The 20,891-nt window shown below is 70.2% G+C and carries 24 protein-coding genes; 13 read left to right on the forward strand and 11 right to left on the reverse strand.

What is annotated here, in order from left to right:
• The first annotated feature begins 88 nt into the window (after positions 1 to 88).
• From C2L59_RS36180 to C2L59_RS36215, 8 genes are all read left to right on the forward strand, one after another.
• Entirely contained in the window at positions 89 to 1,105 is a 1,017-nt protein-coding gene (locus C2L59_RS36180; RefSeq protein ID WP_103354037.1) for a substrate-binding domain-containing protein, read from the forward strand.
• Positions 1,102 to 2,097: an ABC transporter permease gene (locus C2L59_RS36185; RefSeq protein WP_199199428.1), complete on the forward strand. Its 996-nt coding sequence runs from the start codon at positions 1,102 to 1,104 to the stop codon at positions 2,095 to 2,097. Before C2L59_RS36180 ends, C2L59_RS36185 begins: the two co-directional genes overlap by 4 nt.
• Complete coding sequence (locus C2L59_RS36190) at positions 2,094 to 2,903, forward strand: ATP-binding cassette domain-containing protein (RefSeq protein ID WP_103354038.1); 810 nt, start codon at positions 2,094 to 2,096, stop codon at positions 2,901 to 2,903. Before C2L59_RS36185 ends, C2L59_RS36190 begins: the two co-directional genes overlap by 4 nt.
• A 42-nt stretch (positions 2,904 to 2,945) precedes the next feature.
• The gene (locus C2L59_RS36195) at positions 2,946 to 3,773 is read left to right on the forward strand and encodes a PfkB family carbohydrate kinase (RefSeq protein ID WP_103354084.1); all 828 of its coding nucleotides are present in this window, start codon (positions 2,946 to 2,948) and stop codon (positions 3,771 to 3,773) included.
• Positions 3,770 to 4,405, forward strand: a complete 636-nt coding sequence (locus C2L59_RS36200) for a nucleoside/nucleotide kinase family protein (RefSeq protein ID WP_103354039.1) — start codon at positions 3,770 to 3,772, stop codon at positions 4,403 to 4,405. Before C2L59_RS36195 ends, C2L59_RS36200 begins: the two co-directional genes overlap by 4 nt.
• Entirely contained in the window at positions 4,402 to 5,142 is a 741-nt protein-coding gene (locus C2L59_RS36205) for an SDR family oxidoreductase (RefSeq protein WP_103354040.1), read from the forward strand. The genes C2L59_RS36200 and C2L59_RS36205 overlap by 4 nt, the downstream gene beginning before the upstream one ends.
• A gap of 72 nt (positions 5,143 to 5,214) precedes the next feature.
• Complete coding sequence (locus tag C2L59_RS36210) at positions 5,215 to 6,231, forward strand: isopenicillin N synthase family oxygenase (RefSeq protein ID WP_103354041.1); 1,017 nt, start codon at positions 5,215 to 5,217, stop codon at positions 6,229 to 6,231.
• A 155-nt stretch (positions 6,232 to 6,386) separates the two neighbouring features.
• Positions 6,387 to 6,800, forward strand: coding sequence for a VOC family protein (locus C2L59_RS36215; protein ID WP_103354042.1), 414 nt, complete (start codon positions 6,387 to 6,389; stop codon positions 6,798 to 6,800).
• A gap of 4 nt (positions 6,801 to 6,804) precedes the next feature.
• Here C2L59_RS36215 and C2L59_RS36220 read toward each other — a convergent pair whose 3' ends face one another.
• The 4 genes from C2L59_RS36220 to C2L59_RS36235 form a co-directional block, all read right to left on the reverse strand.
• Positions 6,805 to 7,473 carry a DedA family protein gene (locus tag C2L59_RS36220; protein ID WP_103354043.1) on the reverse strand — a complete coding sequence of 223 codons (669 nt, stop codon included), beginning with the start codon at positions 7,471 to 7,473 and terminating at the stop codon, positions 6,805 to 6,807.
• Between the two features lie 130 nt (positions 7,474 to 7,603).
• Positions 7,604 to 8,425 (reverse strand): YceI family protein, encoded by an 822-nt coding sequence (locus tag C2L59_RS36225; RefSeq protein ID WP_103354044.1) that lies wholly within the window; start codon positions 8,423 to 8,425, stop codon positions 7,604 to 7,606.
• Complete coding sequence (locus C2L59_RS36230) at positions 8,422 to 11,004, reverse strand: MFS transporter (RefSeq protein WP_103354045.1); 2,583 nt, start codon at positions 11,002 to 11,004, stop codon at positions 8,422 to 8,424. Before C2L59_RS36230 ends, C2L59_RS36225 begins: the two co-directional genes overlap by 4 nt.
• Positions 11,001 to 11,531 carry a MarR family winged helix-turn-helix transcriptional regulator gene (locus C2L59_RS36235; RefSeq protein WP_103354046.1) on the reverse strand — a complete coding sequence of 177 codons (531 nt, stop codon included), beginning with the start codon at positions 11,529 to 11,531 and terminating at the stop codon, positions 11,001 to 11,003. The genes C2L59_RS36230 and C2L59_RS36235 overlap by 4 nt, the downstream gene beginning before the upstream one ends.
• A 186-nt stretch (positions 11,532 to 11,717) precedes the next feature.
• On the opposite strand from C2L59_RS36235, the gene C2L59_RS36240 reads away from it, so the two are divergent.
• The 4 genes from C2L59_RS36240 to C2L59_RS36255 all read left to right on the forward strand — a co-directional run bounded on the left by C2L59_RS36240 (position 11,718) and on the right by C2L59_RS36255 (position 14,263).
• Positions 11,718 to 12,143: a PPOX class F420-dependent oxidoreductase gene (locus C2L59_RS36240; RefSeq protein ID WP_103354047.1), complete on the forward strand. Its 426-nt coding sequence runs from the start codon at positions 11,718 to 11,720 to the stop codon at positions 12,141 to 12,143.
• Positions 12,144 to 12,214: 71 nt separating this feature from the next.
• Complete coding sequence (locus C2L59_RS36245; RefSeq protein WP_199199429.1) at positions 12,215 to 13,606, forward strand: FAD-binding oxidoreductase; 1,392 nt, start codon at positions 12,215 to 12,217, stop codon at positions 13,604 to 13,606.
• Positions 13,607 to 13,638: 32 nt separating this feature from the next.
• Positions 13,639 to 13,911 carry a type II toxin-antitoxin system Phd/YefM family antitoxin gene (locus C2L59_RS36250; protein ID WP_233223864.1) on the forward strand — a complete coding sequence of 91 codons (273 nt, stop codon included), beginning with the start codon at positions 13,639 to 13,641 and terminating at the stop codon, positions 13,909 to 13,911.
• A gap of 112 nt (positions 13,912 to 14,023) precedes the next feature.
• Positions 14,024 to 14,263 (forward strand): hypothetical protein, encoded by a 240-nt coding sequence (locus C2L59_RS36255; RefSeq protein ID WP_233223865.1) that lies wholly within the window; start codon positions 14,024 to 14,026, stop codon positions 14,261 to 14,263.
• Here C2L59_RS36255 and C2L59_RS36260 read toward each other — a convergent pair.
• From C2L59_RS36260 to C2L59_RS36275, 4 genes are all read right to left on the reverse strand, one after another.
• Positions 14,260 to 14,961 (reverse strand): DedA family protein, encoded by a 702-nt coding sequence (locus C2L59_RS36260; protein ID WP_103354049.1) that lies wholly within the window; start codon positions 14,959 to 14,961, stop codon positions 14,260 to 14,262. The two genes, C2L59_RS36255 and C2L59_RS36260, sit on opposite strands and share 4 nt — an antisense overlap.
• 46 nt (positions 14,962 to 15,007) lie before the next feature.
• The gene (locus C2L59_RS36265) at positions 15,008 to 15,376 is read right to left on the reverse strand and encodes a hypothetical protein (protein WP_103354050.1); all 369 of its coding nucleotides are present in this window, start codon (positions 15,374 to 15,376) and stop codon (positions 15,008 to 15,010) included.
• Positions 15,377 to 15,399: 23 nt separating this feature from the next.
• Positions 15,400 to 16,551 (reverse strand): N-acetylglucosamine-6-phosphate deacetylase, encoded by a 1,152-nt coding sequence (gene nagA / locus C2L59_RS36270; RefSeq protein ID WP_103354051.1) that lies wholly within the window; start codon positions 16,549 to 16,551, stop codon positions 15,400 to 15,402.
• Between the two features lie 91 nt (positions 16,552 to 16,642).
• Positions 16,643 to 17,215: a SigE family RNA polymerase sigma factor gene (locus tag C2L59_RS36275; RefSeq protein WP_199199432.1), complete on the reverse strand. Its 573-nt coding sequence runs from the start codon at positions 17,213 to 17,215 to the stop codon at positions 16,643 to 16,645.
• Positions 17,216 to 17,415: 200 nt separating this feature from the next.
• On the opposite strand from C2L59_RS36275, the gene C2L59_RS36280 reads away from it, so the two are divergent.
• On the forward strand, positions 17,416 to 17,700 hold the full coding sequence (locus C2L59_RS36280) for a YciI family protein (RefSeq protein WP_103354086.1): 285 nt from the start codon (positions 17,416 to 17,418) through the stop codon (positions 17,698 to 17,700).
• A gap of 216 nt (positions 17,701 to 17,916) precedes the next feature.
• On the opposite strand, the gene C2L59_RS36285 is transcribed toward C2L59_RS36280, so the two are convergent.
• From C2L59_RS36285 to C2L59_RS36295, 3 genes are all read right to left on the reverse strand, one after another.
• The gene (locus C2L59_RS36285) at positions 17,917 to 19,386 is read right to left on the reverse strand and encodes an NAD(P)/FAD-dependent oxidoreductase (RefSeq protein ID WP_103354053.1); all 1,470 of its coding nucleotides are present in this window, start codon (positions 19,384 to 19,386) and stop codon (positions 17,917 to 17,919) included.
• A gap of 80 nt (positions 19,387 to 19,466) precedes the next feature.
• Complete coding sequence (locus tag C2L59_RS36290) at positions 19,467 to 19,940, reverse strand: pyridoxamine 5'-phosphate oxidase family protein (protein ID WP_103354054.1); 474 nt, start codon at positions 19,938 to 19,940, stop codon at positions 19,467 to 19,469.
• A 2-nt stretch (positions 19,941 to 19,942) separates the two neighbouring features.
• Positions 19,943 to 20,854, reverse strand: a complete 912-nt coding sequence (locus C2L59_RS36295) for an SDR family oxidoreductase (protein ID WP_103354055.1) — start codon at positions 20,852 to 20,854, stop codon at positions 19,943 to 19,945.
• Between the last annotated feature and the right edge of the window lie 37 nt (positions 20,855 to 20,891).

The raw sequence follows: 20,891 nt of genomic DNA on the forward strand, positions 1-20,891 counted from the left end.
GCTTGCGTGCACGGAGCAGTCTGTCTACCTTCCCGTCCATCGGCAAGCCTCGAACCAGCAGAGTCTGCGAAAGACAGAGTGGGAACCCATGAGACAGCGAAGTCTCACCGCGGTGTTTCTGGCCGCCGTCCTCGCCGCGACGACCGGGTGCACGGTCGAACGCCACTGGGGCGGCAACACGAACACCGGCGGGAGCGGCAAGGCGAAGGTCGGCCTGGTCACCAAGACCGACACCAACCCCTACTTCGTGGAGCTCCGCAACGCCGCGAGAGCGGCCGCGCAGGCCAACGGCGCCGACTTCAGCGCGCTCGCCGGCCAGTTCGACGGGGACAACGACGGCCAGGTCCGCGCCATCGAAAACCTCCGTCAGCAGGGCGCGAACACCATTCTGATCACGCCGAGCTCGTCCACCGGCGTGCTCAAGGCGATCAAGGACGCCCGCGACGCCGGGGTCCTGGTCATCGCCCTCGACACCGCCACCGAACCGGCCGACGCCGTCGACGCCACCTTCGCCACCGACAACTTCGCGGCCGGCGAACAGCAGGGCGCCTACGTCAAGGCCGCGCTGGCCGGCACCCCGCCCAAGCTGCTGATGGTCGACGGCACGGCGGGCAGCACGGTCGACACCCAGCGGCACGGCGGGTTCCTCAAGGGCATCGGGCTGACCGACGGCTCGCCGGAGATCAAGGGCCACACCGCGGCCAACGGCGACCAGAGCCTCGCCCAGCAGGGCATGGAGAACCTGCTGCAGCGCAGCACCGACATCAACGCCGTCTATTCGATGAACGAGCCGATGGGCCGCGGCGCGTACGCCGCGCTCAAGGCGCGTGGGCTCACCGGGCAGATCGTCATGGGCTCGATCGACGGCGGCTGCGAAGGCGTCCAGAACGTCAAGGACGGCCAGTTCGCCGCCACCGTCATGCAGTTCCCGAAGAAGATGGCCGAGCAGGGTGTGCTCGCCGCCGTCGAGTACGCGAAGACCGGCAAGAAGCCGTCCGGCTTCGTGAACACCGGGTCCGCCGTGATCACCGACAAGCCCCTGCCCGGCATCGAGAGCCACGACTCGGCCTGGGGCCTGCAGAACTGCTGGGGAGGACAGAAATGACCACCGCGACCGCAGTGTCCGCGAAGGATCGTGAATCCCTCGGCGACTTCCTCCTCCGCGCCCCCGCGGTCGGCCCGGCGCTCGCGCTGGTCGTCGCGATCGTGGTGTTCTCGCTGGCCACGGACACGTTCTTCGACCTCGACAACCTGTCCACCGTGGTCCAGCAGTCCCTGGTCGTCGGGACGCTCGCGTTGGGACAGACGCTCGTCATCCTCATCGCGGGCATCGACCTGTCCAACGCCGCGTCGATGGTCGTCGCGACGCTGATCATGGCGAAACTCGCCGCGGCCGGGACGAACGGTTTCGTCGCGCTGCTCGCCGGCGTCGTGCTGACGATCATCGTCGGCATCTTCATCGGCGGGCTCGCGACGCGGATCAAGCTGCCCGCGTTCATCATCACGCTCGGCACGTTCACCATGCTGACCGCGGTGTCGAAGCTGATCGCCGGCGGCCAGGCCGTGCCGGTGACCGACGGGGTGCTGCAGTGGCTCGGCACCAAGCGTTACCTCTTCGGCGGCATCCCGATCACCTACGGCATGACGCTGGCGCTGCTGATGTACCTCGGCGTCTGGTACGCGCTGACGAAAACCGCGTGGGGCAAGCACGTCTACGCCGTCGGCAACGCGCCGGAGTCCGCGCGGCTGTCCGGCATCAAGGTCAACCGCACCGTGCTGTCGGTGTACATCGTGGCCGGGCTGACCTTCGGCATCGCCGCGTGGCAGGCACTCGGCCGGACGCCGAACGCCGACCCGAACCAGTTCCAGCTCGGCAACCTCGACTCGATCACCGCCGTCGTCCTCGGCGGCACGAGCCTCTTCGGCGGCCGCGGCTCGGTGCTCGGGACGCTGATGGGCGCGCTGGTCGTCGCGGTGCTGCGGTCGGGGCTGACGCAGATGAACGTCGACGGCAACTACCAGGACCTCGCCACCGGCGCCCTGCTCATCGCCGCCGTCGTGGTGGACCGGATCGCGAGGAGGCAGCAGCAGTCATGACCGAACCGATCCTGCAGGCCCGTGGGCTGGTGAAGCGCTATGGCCGGGTGACCGCCATCGACGGCGCCGACTTCGACCTGCTGCCCGGCGAGGTGCTCGCCGTGGTCGGCGACAACGGCGCCGGGAAGTCCTCGCTCATCAAAGCCCTGTCCGGCGCGGTGGTCCCGGACGAGGGTGAGATCGAAGTGGACGGTCACACCGTCCACTTCAAGTCCCCGTTGGACGCCCGGCACTACGGCATCGAGACGGTGTACCAGGACCTCGCCGTCGCGCCCGCGCTCGACATCGCGTCGAACATGTTCCTGGGCCGGGAAAAACGGCTCAAGGGGCCGCTCGGGCTGTTCCGCAAGCTCGACACCGCGGCCATGCGGGCCGAGGCGCAGCGGATCCTCGACGAGCTGGGCATCAACATCAAGTCGATCTCCCAGCCCGTCGAGACGCTCTCCGGCGGCCAGCGCCAGGGTGTCGCCGTTGCCCGCGCGGCGGCGTTCGGCACCAAGGCCGTGATCATGGACGAGCCGACCGCCGCTTTGGGTGTCGCCGAGTCCGGCAAGGTGCTCGACCTGATCGGCCGGATCCGCGACCGCGGCCTGCCGGTGGTGCTGATCAGCCACAACATGCCGCACGTCTTCGACATCGCCGACCGCATCCACGTGCACCGCCTCGGCAAGCGCGTCGCGGTCGTCTCGCCGAAGACGCACTCGATGAACCAGGTCGTCGGCCTGCTCACCGGGGCCCTGCGGCTCAACGAGAACGGTGAGGTCGAAGAAGCGGCCGCCGCGACCCACGTGGCCGGGCTCAGCTGAATGGGCCCTCGGCGGGAAAGAGTGCCTCGGGCCGGAGTGAAGGTGCTGCTGGCGGGACTGTGCACGGTGGACCTGGTCCAGCGGGTCGAGGAGCTTCCGGCGCCGGGCGAGAAGGTGCAGTCGCTGCAGGTGGACGTCGCCGCGGGTGGGCCCGCGACGAACGCCGCGGTGACGGCGGCCGCGCTCGGCGCCGAGGCGACCCTGCTGACCGTCCTCGGTGCACACCCGCTGGCGGCCCTCGCCCGCGCCGACCTCGAGGCCCACGGCGTGCGGCTGATCGACCTGGCTCCCGAACTACCCGACCCGCCCCCGGTCAGTGCGGCCACCGTCCGCGCCCGCGACGGCGAGCGCACGGTCGTCTCCCGCAACGCCGGAGGGCGGCACTTTCACGTGAAAGTGCCGGTTCTGGCAGCTGATGTCATTTTGGTGGACGGGCACTATCCGGAGCTTGCGTTGGCGGTTGCGCGAGAAAAGAAGGCGCCGGTCGTGCTCGACGCCGGCAGCTGGAAGCCGGTGCTCGACGAGCTGCTGCCGCTGGTCGACGTGGCCGCGTGCTCCGCGCACTTCACCGCGTCGGCCCCCGGCCTCCACCAGCGGGGCGTCCCGACCGTGATGACCACCGCGGGACCCGATCCGGTGCGCTGGTCCACTGCGGACGGCGGCTCGGGTGAGGTGCCTGTGCCCGCGGTGCACGCGCGGGACACACTAGGGGCGGGCGACGTCTGGCACGGCGCGCTCGCCGTGGCCGTGGCCCGCGAACGGACGGTGCCGGACTGGATCCGCTTCGCCAACGAGGTGGCCGCCGAACGGGTGCGGCATGTGGGACCGCGGTCGTGGACGACCGCGATCGCAGGAAGGAACAGGACATGACGGCGTTCGACGACCTGCTGGCCCGGGCCGAGGGCCTGACCGTGCGCGGGCAGCGCAACGTGCTCGGCATCGTGGGCTCGCCCGCGTCCGGCAAGACCACGCTCGCCTGGGCGCTGGCCAACGCGCTCGGCTCGCGCGCGGCGGTGGTCGGCATGGACGGTTTCCACCTGGCGCAGGTCGAGCTGCGCCGGCTGGGCCGCACCGAGCGCAAGGGCGCCCCGGACACGTTCGACGCCGCGGGCTACTACCACCTGATCCGCCGCCTCGCCGAAGGTCGCGAAACGGTGTACGCGCCGGAGTTCCGCCGCGAGATCGAGGAGCCGATCGCCGGCGCCGTCGCGGTGCCCCCGGAAGTCCAGCTCGTCATCACCGAGGGCAACTACCTGCTGCTCCCGGACGACCCGTGGAGCGCGATCCGGCCCCTGCTCACCGAGGCCTGGTTCCTCGCGCCGGACGAGCCCGAGCGCATCGAGCGGCTCGTGTCGCGCCACCGCCGCTACGGCCGGTCGCTGGTCGAGGCGAAGCAGCGCGCGCTCGGGTCGGACCAGCGCAACGCCGACCTGATCTCGCAGACGCGCGACCGCGCCGACCTGGTGCTGGAGAACCTGCCGCTGGCGAACTTCGCGATTTGACGCTCGTCGTCACCGGCGGCAGCCGCGGGATCGGCGCGGCCATCTGCACGCTGGCCGCCGCCCGCGGGTACGACGTCGTCGTGAACTACTCCGGCGACCCGGAGCCCGCCGAAGAGGTCGCCGGACAGGTGCGCGCACAAGGCCGGCAGGCGCTGGCCTTCCGCGCCGACGTCTCCGGGGAGGACGACGTCCGCGCGCTGTTCGACGCGGCCGCCGAGCTGGGTCCGGTGACCGCGCTGGTCAACAACGCGGCCACCGTCGGCAACACCCCCGGCCGGCTGGAGGACTACGACGTCGACGTCGTCCGGCGCACCTTCGACGTCAACGTCACCGGGGTGTTCCTGTGCTGCCGGGAGGCGGTCCGCCGGATGTCCACGCGCCACGGCGGTGACGGCGGCGCCATCGTCAACATCTCCTCGACGGCCGCCCGCACCGGCTCGGCCGGGGAGTGGGTGCACTACGCCGCGTCGAAGGCCGCCGTCGACACGCTGACCTTCGGGCTCGCGCAGGAGGTCGCCGTGGACGGGATCCGCGTCAACTCCGTCCGGCCCGGCATGGTCCACACCGGGCTGCACGCGGCCGCCGGCCTGCCGGACCGGATGGCGAAGTACGCGCCGCAGATCCCGCTGGGCCGGGCCGGGCAGCCGGCGGAGATCGCCGAAGCGGTGCTGTTCCTGCTTTCCCCGGCGTCGTCGTTCACGACCGGGGCGGTGCTGGAGGTCGGCGGCGGCCGCTGATCCTTGTGAACCGGCGTTTCCCGGCTTTCGTGTGGGGTGCGTTCCCGCTACCGCGCGAAAGGTGGACAAGTCATGCGCACGTTCGAGCTGCCCGATTCGGTGGGCGGGCGGACCGTCGACCGGATCCTGGGCCGCCAGCTGGTCCGCACCTGGGAGGTCGACGGGATCTTCCAGGTGGCGGCCACGGCCGAGCAGGACCGGATCACCCGGGAAGCCCTCGCCGCAAGCCGCCGGTTCTTCGCCCGGTCACTGCCGGAAAAGGTCAAGTTCGTCAGTGATCTGACCTACAGCGGGTACATCGCCTCGGGTGAAGAGGTGACCGCGGGCGAGGCCGACTTCTCCGAAATCTTCACCGTCTGCCCGGACATCCCGTTCGGCGATCCCCGGGTGACCGGCAACTGGCCGTGCCACGGCCCGGTGCCGTGGCCGGACGAGGGCTACCGGACGGCGATGACCGCCCACCTCCGCGAGGTCGGCGGGATCGGCGAGCGGCTGCTGCAGCTCGTCGCGCTCGGCCTCGGCGTCGAGATCGACCGGCTGACCCGGCTCACCCGCGAAGGCTGGCACCACATGCGCGTGCTGCGGTTCCCCGCCCGGTCCGCGACCACCGAACGCGGGATCGGCGCGCACACCGACTACGGACTGCTCGTGATCGCCGCCCAGGACGACGTCGGCGGGCTCTTCGTCCGGCCGCCCGTGCCCGGCGAACACCGCAACCGCAACTGGCTGCCGGCGGAGAGCACGGCCGGGATGTACCAGGACGACGAGCCGTGGCACTTCGTCGAGCCCGAGGCGGGGGTGTTCACCGTCTTTCCCGGCGACATCCTGCAGTTCCTCACCGGCGGCCGTCTCCTGTCGACGCCGCACAAGGTCCGCCTCGCCACCCGCGAGCGGTACACGCTGGCGTACTTCCACGAGCCGTCGTTCGGCACCACGGTCCGGCCGCTGGCGGGTGGCGACGAGCGGATCCACTACGGGACGCACTTCACGAACATGTTCACGCGCTGTTACCCGGACCGGGTGACGACCCGGCGCATCCACCGGGAGGGACGGCTGGCCGTGCTGGATCGTATCCGTGACCCCAGGTGAGAAGGCGGTCGCATTCCGTGTGATTTGTCCGCCTGCTGGGACGGCCGGAGACGGCGAGATCACGATCGGACGGGGAACTTGGTCACTCGCGTTTTGCGCGTCGAACGCTGTGCAACTCTGGGAAGCCGCCACGCGAAAGGACGGCTTCGGAAGCCATGGCCAAACTCATGTCCGTGCACCACCTCGCGCTCACCGTGACCGACGTGGACCGCAGCGTGCCGTGGTACGTGCGAGTCCTCGACCTCGAGGAGGTCACCCGGCGCGAAGAGCCGGACACGGGTCTGCGCAAGGTCGTGCTGCGCTCGGCCGGCGACGAGTTCTCCGTCGTACTGGTGCAGCACGCGGACACCGGGCGGCGCGGGTTCGACGAACGCCGGACCGGTCTGGACCACGTCGCCTTCCGCGTGCACTCGGCCGCCGAGCTGGCGGAATGGGAGAGCCGGCTCGAGGAGTTCGGCGTCTCCTACGTGCCGGTCGCGCCGTCACGCACGTTCGAAGGCTCGCGCGTGATCGTCTTCCGCGACCCGGACGGCATCCAGCTCGAGATCTGGACCGACCCGCAGCTCTGAGCGCTCAGGCGCGGGCGTCGTCGCGTTCGTCCACCGGGCGGCGCATCTCCTGGCGGTAGCGCAGCACGCCGTACCCGGTCCCGATCACGAAGAACGCGATGCTGGCCCACAGCGCCGCCGTCTTCAGCCACGGCAGGGTGTCCAGCAGGCCGGCGCCGTAGTAGCCGAGCAGCACCAGCGTCGGCACCCACAGCAGGCCGCCCAGCGCCGTCGCCACCATGAACCGGCGCGGGTCCATCCGGGCCGCGCCCGCGATCAGCGGGGCCAGCGTGCGGATCCACGGGATCCAGCGGGCCGCCACGATCGCGAAGAACCCCCGGCGGTCCAGGAACCGCTGCGCGCGCTCCAGGGCCTGCCGGTTGAGCACCTTGCCGTCGCGCCGCGCGATCAGCTTCGTCCCGCTGGTGCGGCCGATGTAGTAGCCGATCTGGTTGCCGAGCACGGCGACGATCAGCGCGGCTCCCGACAGGAACCACGCGTTGGCGTCCGAACCGTGCTGCGCCAGCACCACGCCCGCCCCGAACAGGAGCGAGTCACCGGGCAGGAACAGCCCGATGATCAGCGCGCATTCGACCAGCACGAAGCTCAGCACGATCACCCAGACGAGCAGCGGCCCGGCGGTGTCCAGCCAGCTCACGCCGACGCCCGCGGCCTCGATGCTCACGACGTTCACCCCGCGAGCCTACGTGGCTCAGGTGAACGGTCCGCGGCGAACGGTCAAATCGCGCGCTCCGGAAGTTTCAGCTCTCACGAATGGTGAAGGCCCCCTCACCCAGCGGTGAGGGGGCCTTCCACACGGAAACTCAGAACTGCGGCAGCGTCTCGCCCTGCACCGCTTCGACGTCCAGCTCGACCTTCACGGTCGTGCCGACCGCCGCCACCCCGGCGCGGACCATCGCGTTGTAGTTGATCGCGAAGTCGTTCCGGTGCAGCGTCGTCTCGGCGTGGAACGCGACGCGCACGCCGCCCCACGGGTCCGGGCCCCAGCCGCCGTAGGTCAGCTCGAGCTCGATCTCGCGGCGCTCGCCGTGCAGCGTCAGCTCACCCAGCAGCGTCCACGAGTCCACGCCGCGCTGGCGCAGCCCGGTGCTGGTGAACGTGATCACCGGGTGCACGTCGACGTCGAGGAAGTCCGGCGAGCGCAGGTGGTCGTCGCGCATCTTGATGCCGGTTTCGATGCTCGCCGCCTTGATCTCGGCGTGCACCGACGACCGCTCGGCCGGGCGGCCGATCACGATCCGGCCCGAGACGTCCGGGAACCGCGCCTTGATGCTCGCGATGCCCAGGTGCCGGGCGGTCGCGACCACCGACGAGTGGATCGGGTCGATCACCCACGGCCCGGCGGGCGGCAGCTCGATCGCCTCGGCGACCGGGGCCAGCACGACGTCGCCGAGCGAGCCGCTGCCGTCCGAGGCGATCTGCGCCGTCCGGGCGACCGGGCTGTACCCGGCCGCCGTGACGACGGCGGTGTAGACGCCCGGCGCGAGCCCGTCGGTGACGACCTCGCCGCGGACGTCGGCCGCCTGCCGGGCGACCTGCCGCCCGGCCGGGTCGGTGACGGTCAGCACCGCGTGCTCCACCACCCAGCCCTCGGCCGTGCGAAGGGTGGCGCGCAGACCGGTCATGACCGGTCGACCAGCTCGTCGAGGGCCTGGTCGTAGCTCAGCCGGACGTCGTGGTCCGCCTCGCCGCCGGTCAGCTCCACCTGGCTGGTCGCCGGCGGGTAGCCGCTCGCGACCACGGTGTACGCGCCCGCGGGCAGGTCGCTGACCACGTACCGGCCTTCGCCGTCGGTCCGCGCGACCGCGGCCACGTTGCCTTCGGCGTCGAGCACGGTGATCCGCGCGTCCGGCACGATCCGGTCGCCCTCGGTCCGCGCGGTGCCGGACAGCAGCACCGAGCTGGCCAGCTCGACGTCGTGGCGCAGCACGCCGCTGTCGGGCACGGTGAGCGTCAGCGCGACGGGCCGGTAGCCCGGTCCGCTGGCGACCAGGGTGTACGCCCCGGCGCCGACCCCGACGAACGCGTAGGTGCCGTCGGTGGTCGTGATGGACGCGCCGTTCACCTCGCCGCGGCCGTCGGTCAGCGTCACCGTCACGTTCGGCAGCGGGGCGCCGGTGGCGGCCGCCCGCACGGTGCCGGTCAGCTCGCCGGACCCGGTGAGCGTGACGTCGACCGTCGCCGGCCCGTTGCTGATCACGACGCTGGACGCCTGCGGCTGGTGGCCGTGCGCGGACACGATGAGCACGTACGCGCCCGGGCCCTGGCTGGGCACCGAGTAGCTGCCGTCGGCCGCCCCGGTGGCCCGCGCGACCTGGCGGCCGCGCTGGTCGATCAGGGTCAGCGCCGCACCGGCGACGTGGCTGCCGTCCTGGCGGCGGATGTGGCCGGTCACCGGCACGCCACCCGCGCCGACGGGCACGTCGAGCTCGGCCTGGCCGACGGAGTTCGTGATCGGCAGCGCGCCCGAAACGGCCTGGTAGTCACCGTGCCCGTTGGTGCTCAGCGCGTGCTTGCCGCCGCTGCCCACGAGCACAGGCTCGCGGTCGACCGGGCGCACCGGCTCGACGATCTCGGTCGGCTCGTCCGCGTGGTCGTCGGCCTCGAGCAGCGCCTCGCCGCCCTCCATGGCCGCCGCGGCCGGGGCCGCGTTGGTCAGCGGGATCTCCTTCATGAACAGGAGCACCACCGTGGCCAGCAGGGCCACCGCACCCGCGATGTAGAACACCGTGGTGATCGACTCGGTGAAGCCGATCAGCACCGGGGTCCGGATCGCCTCGGGCAGGTTCTGGATGCCGCTGGTGTTCTCGGACAGGTTGCCGATGCCCGCGCCGGCGCCGGCCGGCAGCTGCCCGCCGAACGCCTTCGTGATGTTCGGCAGCAGGGTGTTGAACAGGACGGTCAGGAAGATCGCGACACCGGCGGTACCACCGATCTGGCGGAAGAACGTCGCCGACGCGGTCGAGACGCCCATGTCGCTGCGCGGGCCGGCGTTCTGCACCGCGATGATCAGCGTCTGCATGCACTGGCCGAGGCCGAGGCCGATGATGGCGGCCGCGACCAGCGGGTGCCACAGCGCCGAGTTGTAGTCGACCTGCGCGAAGAAGAACGCGCCGGCGGCGATCATGAGGGTGCCCACGATCGGAAAGACCTTGTAGCGACCGGTCTTCCCGGTGATCCGGCCGGAGACGATCGAGCTGAGCATGATGCCCGCCATCAGCGGCAGCATCAGCAGCCCGGACTCGGTCGGCGTGTAACCCTGCACGACCTGCATGAACTGCGGGATCATGGTGATCGCGCCGAACATCGCGACACCGACGATGACACCGCCGATGATCGCCACGGTGAACGTCGAGTTCTTGAACAGCCGCAGCGGGATCAGTGCGGCGTCCTTCATCAGCCTCTCGACCACGATGAACGCGATCACGCCGACGCCGCCGATGACGTAGCACCAGATGGACTTCTGGTCGCCCCAGCCCCACTTCTGGCCCTGCTCGGCGACGACGAGGAACGGCACGACGGCGACGACCAGCGTCAGCGCGCCCCACCAGTCGATCTTGTGCTCGTGCCGCTGGTGCGGCACGTTCAGCACCTTCGCCACGACGAACAGCGCGAGGATGCCGATCGGGACGTTGATCAGGAAGACCCAGCGCCAGCCGGTGATGCCGCCGAGGGAGTCGATGCCGGCGAACAGGCCGCCCAGCACCGGGCCGAGCACGGTCGACAGGCCGAACACGGCCAGGATGTAACCCTGGTACTTCGCGCGCTCACGCGGCGGCACGATGTCGCCGAGGATGGTCATGGCCAGCGACATCAGGCCGCCGGCGCCGAGACCCTGCACCGCGCGGAACGCGGCCAGCTCGTACATCGACTGCGCGAAGGTGGAGGCCAGCGAACCGGCGACGAAGATGCCGATCGCGGCGAGGTAGAACGGCTTGCGCCCGTAGATGTCGGACAGCTTGCCGTAGATCGGCGTGACGATCGTCGAGGTGATCAGGTACGCCGTGGTCGCCCACGCCTGCAGGTCGAAGCCGTGCAGGTCGTTGGCGATCTTGACGATCGAGGTGCCCACGATCGTCTGGTCGAGCGCGGCCAGGAACATGCCGCACATCAGGCCGCTCAGGATCGTGACGATCTGGCGGTGGCTCAGCCGGGGTGGTTGACCCACCTCGGGCTGGGCCGGAGCTTCGGTGGTGGAACTCATGCGTTGGCCCCCTTGGCCGGTGCACCGGCGGACGCGTGCGCGTCGGCCAGCTGTGGAGAGTGGTTCTCGATACCTGTGTTGAGCCGGGCGAAGAGCCGGTTCAGGGTCTGGATTTCCCCGTCCGTCCAGTCCCCGAGCACTTCGGCCAGCCACTGGTTGCGCTGCTTGCGGTTCTCTTCGAACACCCGCATGCCCTCGGTCGTCGGCGCGAGCAGGCAGGCCCGGCCGTCTTCCGGGTCGGCCTGGCGCTCGACCAGGCCGTGCTGGACGAGCGAGCTCGACTGCCTGCTGATCGTCGAGATCTCCGAGTGGAGCGACTCGGCGAGCCGGCTGGTGCGCTGCGGGCCCTCGTGGATGAGGGTGAAGAGGATCGCGTACGCCGCCCGTTCGATGCCGTCCGGCCCCTGCTTGGCGACCTGCGACTTCGCCTTGTTGATCAGCCGGACGAGGCGGACGAGCTCGTGCCCGAGCTGGTCGGCCAGGTCCAGCTCGGCCGTGGGCCGGGTGGCGGAGCTGTTCGGTGCCATGGGAGTCCTTCAAGGCGTTGGTTGGTGGCTGCAACTAGTTGCCTCAGGCAAGGATGTGCCTTTATCAGCTGTTCTGCAAGCGGAGTACCTCGTGATGTGGCACAACACACTTTAGTTGCCGTATGCAAGCAGATTTCCTCCAGGCTGCTCCCGGAACAAAGCCGGCCGGCGCCGGTTGCAAGGGGTATGACCGACGACACAGCGTTCAAGGATTTCCTCGCCGCGCACCGCCACGGCGTCCTGGCCACCATCCGCCGCGACGGTCGGCCCCAGCTGTCGACCATCACCCACCTGTACGACCCGGAGACGAACACGATCACCGCGTCGATCACCGAAACCCGGGCGAAGGCGAAGAACATGCGCCGGGACCCGCGGGTGACGTTCCACGTCGGGAGCGAGGACGGCTGGAGCTACGTCGTCGCGGAAGGGCAGGCGTCGCTCACCCCGCCGGCCGCGGCACGCGACGACGAGACCGTCGAGGCCCTCGTCGACTACTACCGGCGCGCGGCGGGCGAGCACCCGGACTGGGCGGAGTACCGCGAGGCCATGGTCACCGACCAGCGGGTGCTGCTGACCATCCGGATCGAGAAGCTCCTCGGCCTGGTCCGCTGACGCTGCTCCGATCCGGCCGGATTCGAAACAAACTTTCCGCACTGCGGACTGTGCGGGCTTACGATGAGGCCATGAGCAACGAAGCCCTGGTCACCCGGCTGCGCGACCTGCTCGGCAAGAACGCCGTGCTCACCGACACCGACGTCACCGCCTCCTACGCACGCGACATGATGCCGCTGGCGCCGTCGGGCACGCCGCTCGCCGTGGTCCTGCCGGCGAACGTCGAGCAGGTGCAGGCGGTGGTCAAGGCGTGCGCCGAGGCCAAGGTGCCGATCGTGCCGCGCGGGGCGGGCAGCGGCCTGTCCGGCGCGGCCAACGCGATCGACGGCTGCGTCACGCTGTCGCTGACCAAGCTGAACGAGATCGTCGAGATCGACCCGGGCAACCGCCTGGCCGTCGTCCAGCCCGGGGTGGTCAACCTGGACTTCCGCACCGCGGTGGAGAAGCACGGCCTGTTCTACCCTCCGGACCCGTCGAGCTACGACTGGTGCACGATCGGCGGCAACCTGTCGACCAACGCGGGCGGCCTCTGCTGCGTGAAGTACGGCGTGACGACGGATTCGGTGCTCGGCCTGGAGGTCGTCCTGGCCGACGGGTCGTTGCTGAAGACGGGCCGCCGCACGGTGAAGGGCGTGGCGGGCTACGACCTGGCCCGCCTGTTCGTGGGCAGCGAGGGCACGCTCGGGGTGATCACCCAGGCCACGGTCCAGCTCAAGCCGCTGCCCCAGGCGCCGGCCACGCTGGTCGCGGGCTTCAGCACCACGGAGGCGGCGGGCGAGGCGGTCGCGCGGGTGGTGCGCGAGGGGCTGGTGCCGTCCCTGCTGGAGATCATGGACGCGTCATCGATCAAGGCGTCGGAGACGTACCTGAAGACGGACCTGGGCGCGGGATCGGACTGCCAGGCCCTCCTGCTGGGCCAGTCCGACGCGGGCGGCGAAGTGGCCCGCCGCGAGCTGGCGGCGCTGGAGCGGATCTGCGTGGACTGCGGAGCGGACCTGGCGTACACGACGGAGGACCTCGAGGAGGGCCGGATGCTCCTGCAGGCCCGCCGGGTGGTCCTGACGGCGCTGGAGACGTATGGCCTGTGGCTGACGGACGACGTGTGCGTCCCGCGCACGAGGATCGCGGAGCTGATCCGCGGCTGCGAGAAGATCAGCGCGGAGGTAGGGCTGCGCATCGCGGTGGTGGGCCACGCGGGCGACGGCAACATGCACCCGACGATCGTCTACCAGCCGGACGACCCGGACGAGTTCGCCCGGGCCCAGCGGGCGTTCGACGAGATCCTCGAGGTGGGCCTGTCCCTGGGCGGGACGGTGACGGGCGAGCACGGGGTCGGGAAGATCAAGCGGGAATGGCTGGCCCGGGAGATCGGCCCGGTGGGGATGCGGGTGCACCGGCAGATCAAGCAGGCGCTGGACCCGGAGAACCTGTTCAACCCGGGGTCGATGTTCTCGATGACCTAATTGGTACTACACCCTCGTACCACGCTGGGTGCGTGAACCAAGTCGCTGTGCGCGAGCTGGACCAGGACACCGCCGGCGTGCTGGCCAGGGTGAAGGCCGGCGAGGAGGTCGAAATCACCGAACGCGGCACGGTGATCGCCCGGATCGTCCCCGCGCAGCCGAGTCCGGTCTCGGCTTTGATCGCTTCGGGAAAGCTGCACCCGGCCTCGGTGAACGGGCCGATGCCGCGCCCGCACGGGCCCGTGCGGCCCGACCTCGAAGCCGGGGAACTGGTTCGCGAGCTTCGCGACGACGAACGGTACTGATGATCTACCTGGACACGGCCGCCCTGGTGAAGCTGGTCCGGCACGAGGCCGAGAGCGCGGCACTGGTCGAAGTCGAGGTGTCGCGGGCTCTCCTGCGTAGCGACCCGCCTTGGTGACCGACGTCCCGGCGGTGCTGGCCCGGGTGGCCAAGTACGAGATCGACGACGTGGTCCGCCGGACCGCCGCTGCGTACCCGTCGCCGGGTCTGAGCTCGCTCGACGCCGTCCACCTCGCTACCGCGCACGCTGTGCTCGGCAGGCAGCTCACGTCGTTCGTCACCTACGACAAGCGCCTGCTGGCCGCGGCCGAAGCGATCGGGCTGCCGACCGACAGCCCGGGTGTGAACGCTTAGTCCTTGATGCGCGGGATCCGCTGCGTGACCTCGGGGTCCGCCTTTGCGAGCGCCTTCTTCTCCCGCCGCGACTTCAGGAACTCCAGGCCGATCGGGACCACCGACACCAGCACGATCAGCACGAAGATCGCGTCGACGTTGTTGCGGATGAAGCCGATGTTGCCCAGCAGGGAACCGAGGATCGTGATGCCCGCTGCCCAGAGGATGCCGCCGATCACCGTGTACGTGAAGTAGCGCTTCGGGTCCATGCGGCCGATGCCCGCGATCCACGTGATGAACGTGCGGACGAACGGGACGAACCGGGCCAGCACCACGGCTTTCGGGCCGTGCTTCTCCAGGAACTCGTGGGTCTTGTCGACGTACTCACGCTTGAAGAACTTGGAGTCCGGCCGGTTGAACAGCTTCGGCCCCGCGAAGTAGCCGAGGTAGTAGCCGACCACGTTGCCGAGCAGGGCCGCGACCGTCACCAGCACGCAGACCAGCCACAGCGGCGCGTCGAGCGTGCCGTTGGCGATGAACAGGCCCGCCGTGAACAGCAGGGAGTCACCCGGCAGCACCGGGAAGATGCTGCTCTCGATGAAGATGATCAAGCACAGGACCGCGATGACCGGCGTCGTCAGGCCGCTCAGCAGGTGCTGCGGGTCCAGCCATGACGGCAGCAGCGACATCGTGTTGACCGTGCTCTGGGCGAGAATCACCTGGAAAACGGTACAGGGTCACCCTGAGTCGTTACTGAGACCCGTCTCAGACCAGCGTCAGCAGACCCACCACGGACCCCGCCGCCAGTCCCAGCAGCACCGCCAGCATCAGGATCCAGTACGCGGGCAGCTGCGCCGACTGGCGCGGAGGCGGTGGCGAGTACGCCGTGGGGGCCTCCGAAGCCGCGTCGAGGGCCGCCCGCTCGCGCTCCAGGGAGTCCGCGCCGGCGCCCGAGAGCAGCCCGTACGCCGACGGCAGCTCGTTGATCGCGCTGGTCGGGACGGCGTCCGTGGCCGGCTCGGCGTCGGGCACCGGGGGCGAAGCCGGTGCCGGCGGCGACGCCTGCGGGGCGAAGACGGCTTGCGCGCGAAGGGCGTCCGCCAGCAGCTGCTCGGGGTCCTTCGGCTCGCTCATCTCCGCCCGTCCGGTCGTCGAAACTACGTGCTCACGGTAGCCGTTCCCACCTCGGCGACCCATTCTCCCCGGCGCAGCACCTTCGCCGGCCGCAGGTCCTGGTCGAGGACCACGATGTCGGCCTGGTAGCCGGAGCACAGCATCCCCGTGCGGTCGGCGATGCCGAGCAGCTCCGCGGGCCGTTGCGACGTCGCGTGCACCGCGTCGAGAACGCCGAGTTTCGCACCCCCGACCAGATTGCGGAAGGCAGTGTCCATCGTCAGGGTGCTGCCGGCCAGCGAGCCGTTGTCCGCGAGGGTGGCGACGCCGTCGTGCACGTCGACCTCGAGGCGGCCCAGCGTGTAGCGGCCGTCCGCGGCGTCCGTCGCCGACATCGCGTCGGTGATCAGGACCGTCCGGTTGCGGCCCGCGTGCTTCGCCGCCAGGCGGACCACGGTCGGGTGCAGGTGCACCAGGTCGCAGATGAGCTCGATGGTGATGCGCTCGTCGTCCAGCAGCGCGCCGATCGGGCCGGGCTCGCGGTGGTGCAGCGGGCGCATGCCGTTGAACAGGTGGGTCGCCACCGATGCGCCCGCGTCGATCGCCGGCCGCAGCTGCTCCTCGACGCCGTCGGTGTGCCCGATGGCGGCGATGACGCCGGACTCGGCCAGCTGGCGGACCGCCTTCACGCCGCCGTACAGCTCCGGCGCGATGGTGACCATCCGGATCGCACCCTGGCCCGCGCGCAGCAGCTTTTCGACCGTGCCGGTGTCCGGTTCGAGCAGGGTTTCCGGATCGTGCGCGCCGCAGCGGGCCTTCGAGATGAACGGGCCCTCCAGGTGGATGCCCGCGACTTCGCCGTCCTGGACGAGCTCGCGCAGCGCGGCGACCTGCTCACGCAGGATGTCCACCGGGTCGGAGACCAGGCTGGCGAGCATGGTGGTGGTGCCGTGACGGCGGTGCGCCCGCACCGCCGTCACGAGTTCCTCGGGATCGAGGGAGGTGAACGAAGCACCTCCCCCGCCGTGGCAGTGGGTGTCGATGAACCCGGGCACGACCAGTGCCCCCCCGACGTCGACGTGTTCGCCCGACGGCGGGGTCCCGGAACCCACGCCGGCGATCCGCCCGTCGGAGACGGCCACCCAGCCGTCGTCGAGTAAACGGTCCGGGGTTGCGACCCGGCCGCCCATGATCACGAAATCTCCGGCGCCTCTCACGCCCCCCAGCATATATTGGTCTGGACCAAGCATGGTGATACGACTCAGTGATCGGAATGGTCCACCCGGGTCACTGTGGGGTCTGCATGGCCTTCTGGAGTGCCTCGAGCGCCCGGCTGGCGGTCGATTTGACGGTACCCTTGGAAATACCTGCGGCCTCAGAGATTTCGGCTTCGCTCAGCCCGCCGTAGTACCGCAGCACCAGCACTTCGCGCTGGCGAGGCGGCAGCTTGGAGAGCGCGCTGACCACGGCCTGGTGCTCGCTGGAGAGCATCGCCAGGCTCTCGGCGGACCGCGCGTTGACGGCGTGCGGCGGCACGTATTCGCGGGCGGTCTTGCGGCGGCGCAGCACGCTGCGCGACCCGTTGACCACGGCGGTGCGCAGGTAGCCGACGGCCGCCGCGGCGTCCCGGAGCCGGCCCCAGTTGCGGTGCAGGCCGGTGAAGGCCTCCTGGACGACGTCTTCCGCGGTCGCGGGCTCGTCGACCAGCAGAATCGCCAGCCGGACCAGCCGCATGCGGTGCTGGCGGTAGAGATCTTCGAGGGTCAGCGGTGTCGGCGCCTGCGCCGGGGCCGGACCGTCCATGACCCGCAGGTGGCCGAGGGTGGCCTCGACGCTGCGTTCCGCATTGCCCTCGAGCATGAACCCCTGCCTGTTCTCGACCCCGGTTTGCACGGTGTGCCGCGTCAGCAGGTTCACGGTATTCACAGCGCTCACACAGGTACTGACGCGTGCCCAGCCTATCGGGTTCGGATGCCGGTGCCACAGATCGGATGCTGGTACAGAACCGTGACACGGGTAGCGTCGGGTTCGTCCCGCCCGCGCCGACCCCGGAGATCCACATGGCCTGGTTCCTCGTCGAAATCACCTACGTCCAGGAGAAGATGCCGGACGTCCGCCCGCGGCACCGCGAGTTCCTGAGCAGGCTGGCCGAGGAGGGCCGCGTCGCGGTCGCCGGCCCGCTCGGCGACGGGACCGGCGGTGTCACGCTGTACCAGGCCGACGACGAGGCGCACCTCAAGGAGACGATCGACCAGGACCCGTACTTCCTGGAGGGGGTCGTCGCCGAGCGGAGCATCCGCGAGTTCAAGCCGGTGATCGGCGCCTGGCTGCCTGCGGAGTCATAGGTCGAGCACGGTGGTGCCGCGGTCGACGCAGACCCGCATGGATCGGCCGTCGGCACCGCGCACGTTCTGAAGAAACCCTGCTGGCCGGACCGGACGGCAGCACGAGGTCGACGTGCGCGCCCGGCCGCCACCCCGGCAGGTCGGGGTCGACAACCGGCGCACCCCACGCCCGCCGCATCGAGAGGGGCCGCCGCGCCGCGAGGCTGCTCCGCGGGCTCAGGAGCGGCCGGACAGCTCGTAGTCCGCCGGGTCCACCTTGCGGGTCTCCAGCCAGTAGCGCCAGGTGAAGCCCGGCCAGATCGTCCGGTTCACGCCCTGGGCGTCGAGGTACCAGCTCTTGCAGCCGCCCTGGGTCCAGACGCCCTTGACCAGTTTGTCCTGGATCTCCCGCTGGAACTCGTCCTGCACGCCCGGCCGGACGTCGAGTGCCGCGGCGCCGCGCGAGTCGGCGAGCTTGATGGCGTCGACGACGTACCGCGCCTGCGACTCGATCATGAACACCACCGAGTTGTGGCCCAGCGCGGTGTTCGGCCCGAGCAGGAAGAACAGGTTCGGGAAACCGGACACCGTGATGCCCTTGTGCGTCCGCATGCCCTCGGTCGCCCACTCCTTGGCGAGGTTGCGGCCGTCGACGCCGGTGATGTCGAGGTACTCCAGCGCGTCGGTCACCTTGAAGCCGGTGCCGTAGACGATCGCGTCGACCTCGTGCTCGACGCCGGCCGAGTCGACGATCGAGTGGGCCTTGACCTGCTGGATGCCGTCGGTGACGACGTCGACGTTCGGCCGGCCCAGCGCCGGGTAGTAGTCGTTGGAGATCAGGACGCGCTTGCAGCCCATCGTGTAGTCCGGCGTGACCTTCTTGCGCAGCGCGCGGTCCTTGATGCCCTTCGCGATGTTGCGCTTGGCGATCAGCTCGCCGGCCTTCATGATCGCCGGGTGGCCGTTGAAGCCGATGGCCCGCGCTTCGAGCAGCCAGTACAGCGCGTTGCGGTAGAGGCGCTGGGTGCCCGGGACGCGCTTGAACAGCGTCTGCGCCCACGACGGCATCGCGTGGTCGGGCTTGGGCATGATCCACGGCGGCGTGCGCTGGAACAGCGTCAGCTCGGCGACGTCGGGGGCGATCTTCGGGACGAACTGGACGGCGCTGGCGCCGGTCCCGACCACGGCGACCCGCTTGCCGCGCAGGTCGTACTCGTGGTTCCACCGCGCCGAGTGCCAGGTCTGGCCCTCGAACGCGTCGATCCCGGGCAGCTCGGGGACCTGCGGGATGTGCAGGCCGCCGACGCCGGAGACGAGGAACTGCGCGACGAACTCGCGGCCGTCCTTCGTCGTCGCCGTCCAGCGGCGCTCGCGCTCGTCCCAGTGGGCGCCGGTCAGCTCGACACCGAAGCGGATCTTCTCGCGCAACCGGTACTTGTCCGCGACCCCCTTGAGGTAGCCGAAGATTTCCGGCTGCGGCGAGAACGACCGCGACCAGTCCGGGTTCTGCTCGTACGAGAACGAGTACATGTGCGACTGGACGTCGCACGCGCACCCGGGGTAGGAGTTGTCGCGCCAGGTGCCGCCCACCTCGGTGGCCTTCTCCAGGATCACGTAGTCCCGGATGCCGGCCTTTTCGAGCTGGATCGCCTGGCCGAGCCCGGAGAACCCGGTGCCCACGATCACGACCTTGAACCGCTCGGTCATCTGTCGGCCTCCGCTGCGTCGAGTTGCTGCCCAGATGACGTTACCTCAGGTAACAGTTACTTGGAAGTACCGGCTACTGATCAGTACGTCCCGCCGAGCTTGCCGTGGTCCCAGCTGACGACCTTGGTCGGGCGGAAGATCAGCCCGACGCGTTTGGCGGCCTGACCTGCGATGAAGGCCTGGAGCTCGGCCGGCGCCGGGTCACCCGGCTTGGCGCCGGAGTACCGCTGCATCAGCGCGGTGCCCATCCGGGTGACCTCGTCGACGTCCTCGACGAGCTCGACGGCGGCCTCGAACGAGACGCCGCGGAGCTTTTCGTAGCTGTCGCCGTCCTCGACGAGCACGGTCGCCTCCGGCAGGCGACGGAAGTTCTTCGCCTTCTGCGACGTGCCGTAGGTCCAGGTTGCGACGCCGTCCTCGTGCGGGAAGTACCAGAGCGGCGCGAGGTGCGGGCGGCCGTTCGGGCCGACGCTGGCGACGTTGATGACCTTCTGGCCCGCGAGGTACGCGCGGACTTCGTCCTCGGTCATCCGGATCTGGTCGCGACGGGACATCTTCACCCCTTGGTGGCGGCCCGGCCGCCGTGGCCGGTGACCGCCGACTCGAACGCGCCGCGCGCCTCGATGTCGGCCAGCGCGGCCTTGTCCGCCGAAGGTACCCGGCTGCGGGAGCCGATTTCGATCACCGGCGGCAGGAAGGCGCGGAACAGCTTGAGCCCGCCGACCCAGCGCGGCACGTGGATGGTCCGGGCGCGCTTGAGGATGCCGGCCTCGAGGTCGTCCAGGGCGACGTCGAGCGGGTAGGTCTTGCCGATCAGGCCGGGCATCGACGCGCGGAGCTTGCCGAACACCGGGTGCGCGTCGGCGCTCTCGACCAGGTCGGTGCGGATCCACGTCGGGTGCGCGACGCCGACCTTGACGCCCAGGTGGGCGACCTCGGCGCGGAGGCTGTTGGAGAACGCCTCGACGCCGGCTTTCGCGGCGGAGTAGTTCGCCATGCCCGGCGCGTGCGTGATCGCGGCGAGGCTGGAGATGGCCAGCAGGTAGCCCTTGCGCTCGATGACGTGCGGGAGCGTGACGCGGAACGTGCGCCAGACGCCGAGCAGGTCGACCTCGATCACCTTCTCGAACGCGGCCCGGTCGACCGAGCGGACGAAGCCCGCCGTCGCGATGCCGGCGTTCGCGATGACGATGTCGATCCCGCCGAAGTGTTCGACGACCCCCGTGGTCGCTTTTTCGAGGGCCTCCCAGCTGGTGACGTCGGCTTCCCAGGCGTGCGCGTTGGGGCCGATCCGGTCGGCGACCTTCTTCTGCTCGTCGGCTTCGAGGCCGACGAGGGCGACCTTGGCGCCGCGGGCGGCCAGCCGTTCGGCCAGCCCGGCGCCGATGCCGCGGGCCGCGCCGGTGATCAGCACGACCTTGCCGTCGACCTTCTTGGTGCCGCTCAGCAGCGAAAACGGGTTGGCCACGGTGCCCTCCTAGACGTCACTTGAGGGCACCGTACCC

Origin of the sequence: Amycolatopsis sp. CA-128772 (assembly GCF_002904295.1) — a bacterium.
Classification (GTDB): domain Bacteria; phylum Actinomycetota; class Actinomycetes; order Mycobacteriales; family Pseudonocardiaceae; genus Amycolatopsis.

Bases quoted from the DNA above. Each gene is read 5' to 3' on its own strand.
- C2L59_RS36180 (WP_103354037.1), top strand. From the start codon at position 89: ATGAGACAGCGAAGTCTCACCGCGGTGTTTCTGGCCGCCGTCCTCGCC.
- C2L59_RS36185 (WP_199199428.1), top strand. From the start codon at position 1,102: ATGACCACCGCGACCGCAGTGTCCGCGAAGGATCGTGAATCCCTCGGC.
- C2L59_RS36190 (WP_103354038.1), top strand. From the start codon at position 2,094: ATGACCGAACCGATCCTGCAGGCCCGTGGGCTGGTGAAGCGCTATGGC.
- C2L59_RS36200 (WP_103354039.1), top strand. From the start codon at position 3,770: ATGACGGCGTTCGACGACCTGCTGGCCCGGGCCGAGGGCCTGACCGTG.
- C2L59_RS36210 (WP_103354041.1), top strand. From the start codon at position 5,215: ATGCGCACGTTCGAGCTGCCCGATTCGGTGGGCGGGCGGACCGTCGAC.
- C2L59_RS36215 (WP_103354042.1), top strand. From the start codon at position 6,387: ATGGCCAAACTCATGTCCGTGCACCACCTCGCGCTCACCGTGACCGAC.
- C2L59_RS36225 (WP_103354044.1), bottom strand. From the start codon at position 8,425: ATGACCGGTCTGCGCGCCACCCTTCGCACGGCCGAGGGCTGGGTGGTG.
- C2L59_RS36230 (WP_103354045.1), bottom strand. From the start codon at position 11,004: ATGAGTTCCACCACCGAAGCTCCGGCCCAGCCCGAGGTGGGTCAACCA.
- C2L59_RS36235 (WP_103354046.1), bottom strand. From the start codon at position 11,531: ATGGCACCGAACAGCTCCGCCACCCGGCCCACGGCCGAGCTGGACCTG.
- C2L59_RS36240 (WP_103354047.1), top strand. From the start codon at position 11,718: ATGACCGACGACACAGCGTTCAAGGATTTCCTCGCCGCGCACCGCCAC.
- C2L59_RS36245 (WP_199199429.1), top strand. From the start codon at position 12,215: ATGAGCAACGAAGCCCTGGTCACCCGGCTGCGCGACCTGCTCGGCAAG.
- C2L59_RS36265 (WP_103354050.1), bottom strand. From the start codon at position 15,376: ATGAGCGAGCCGAAGGACCCCGAGCAGCTGCTGGCGGACGCCCTTCGC.
- C2L59_RS36275 (WP_199199432.1), bottom strand. From the start codon at position 17,215: ATGCTCGAGGGCAATGCGGAACGCAGCGTCGAGGCCACCCTCGGCCAC.
- C2L59_RS36280 (WP_103354086.1), top strand. From the start codon at position 17,416: ATGGCCTGGTTCCTCGTCGAAATCACCTACGTCCAGGAGAAGATGCCG.
- C2L59_RS36285 (WP_103354053.1), bottom strand. From the start codon at position 19,386: ATGACCGAGCGGTTCAAGGTCGTGATCGTGGGCACCGGGTTCTCCGGG.
- C2L59_RS36290 (WP_103354054.1), bottom strand. From the start codon at position 19,940: ATGTCCCGTCGCGACCAGATCCGGATGACCGAGGACGAAGTCCGCGCG.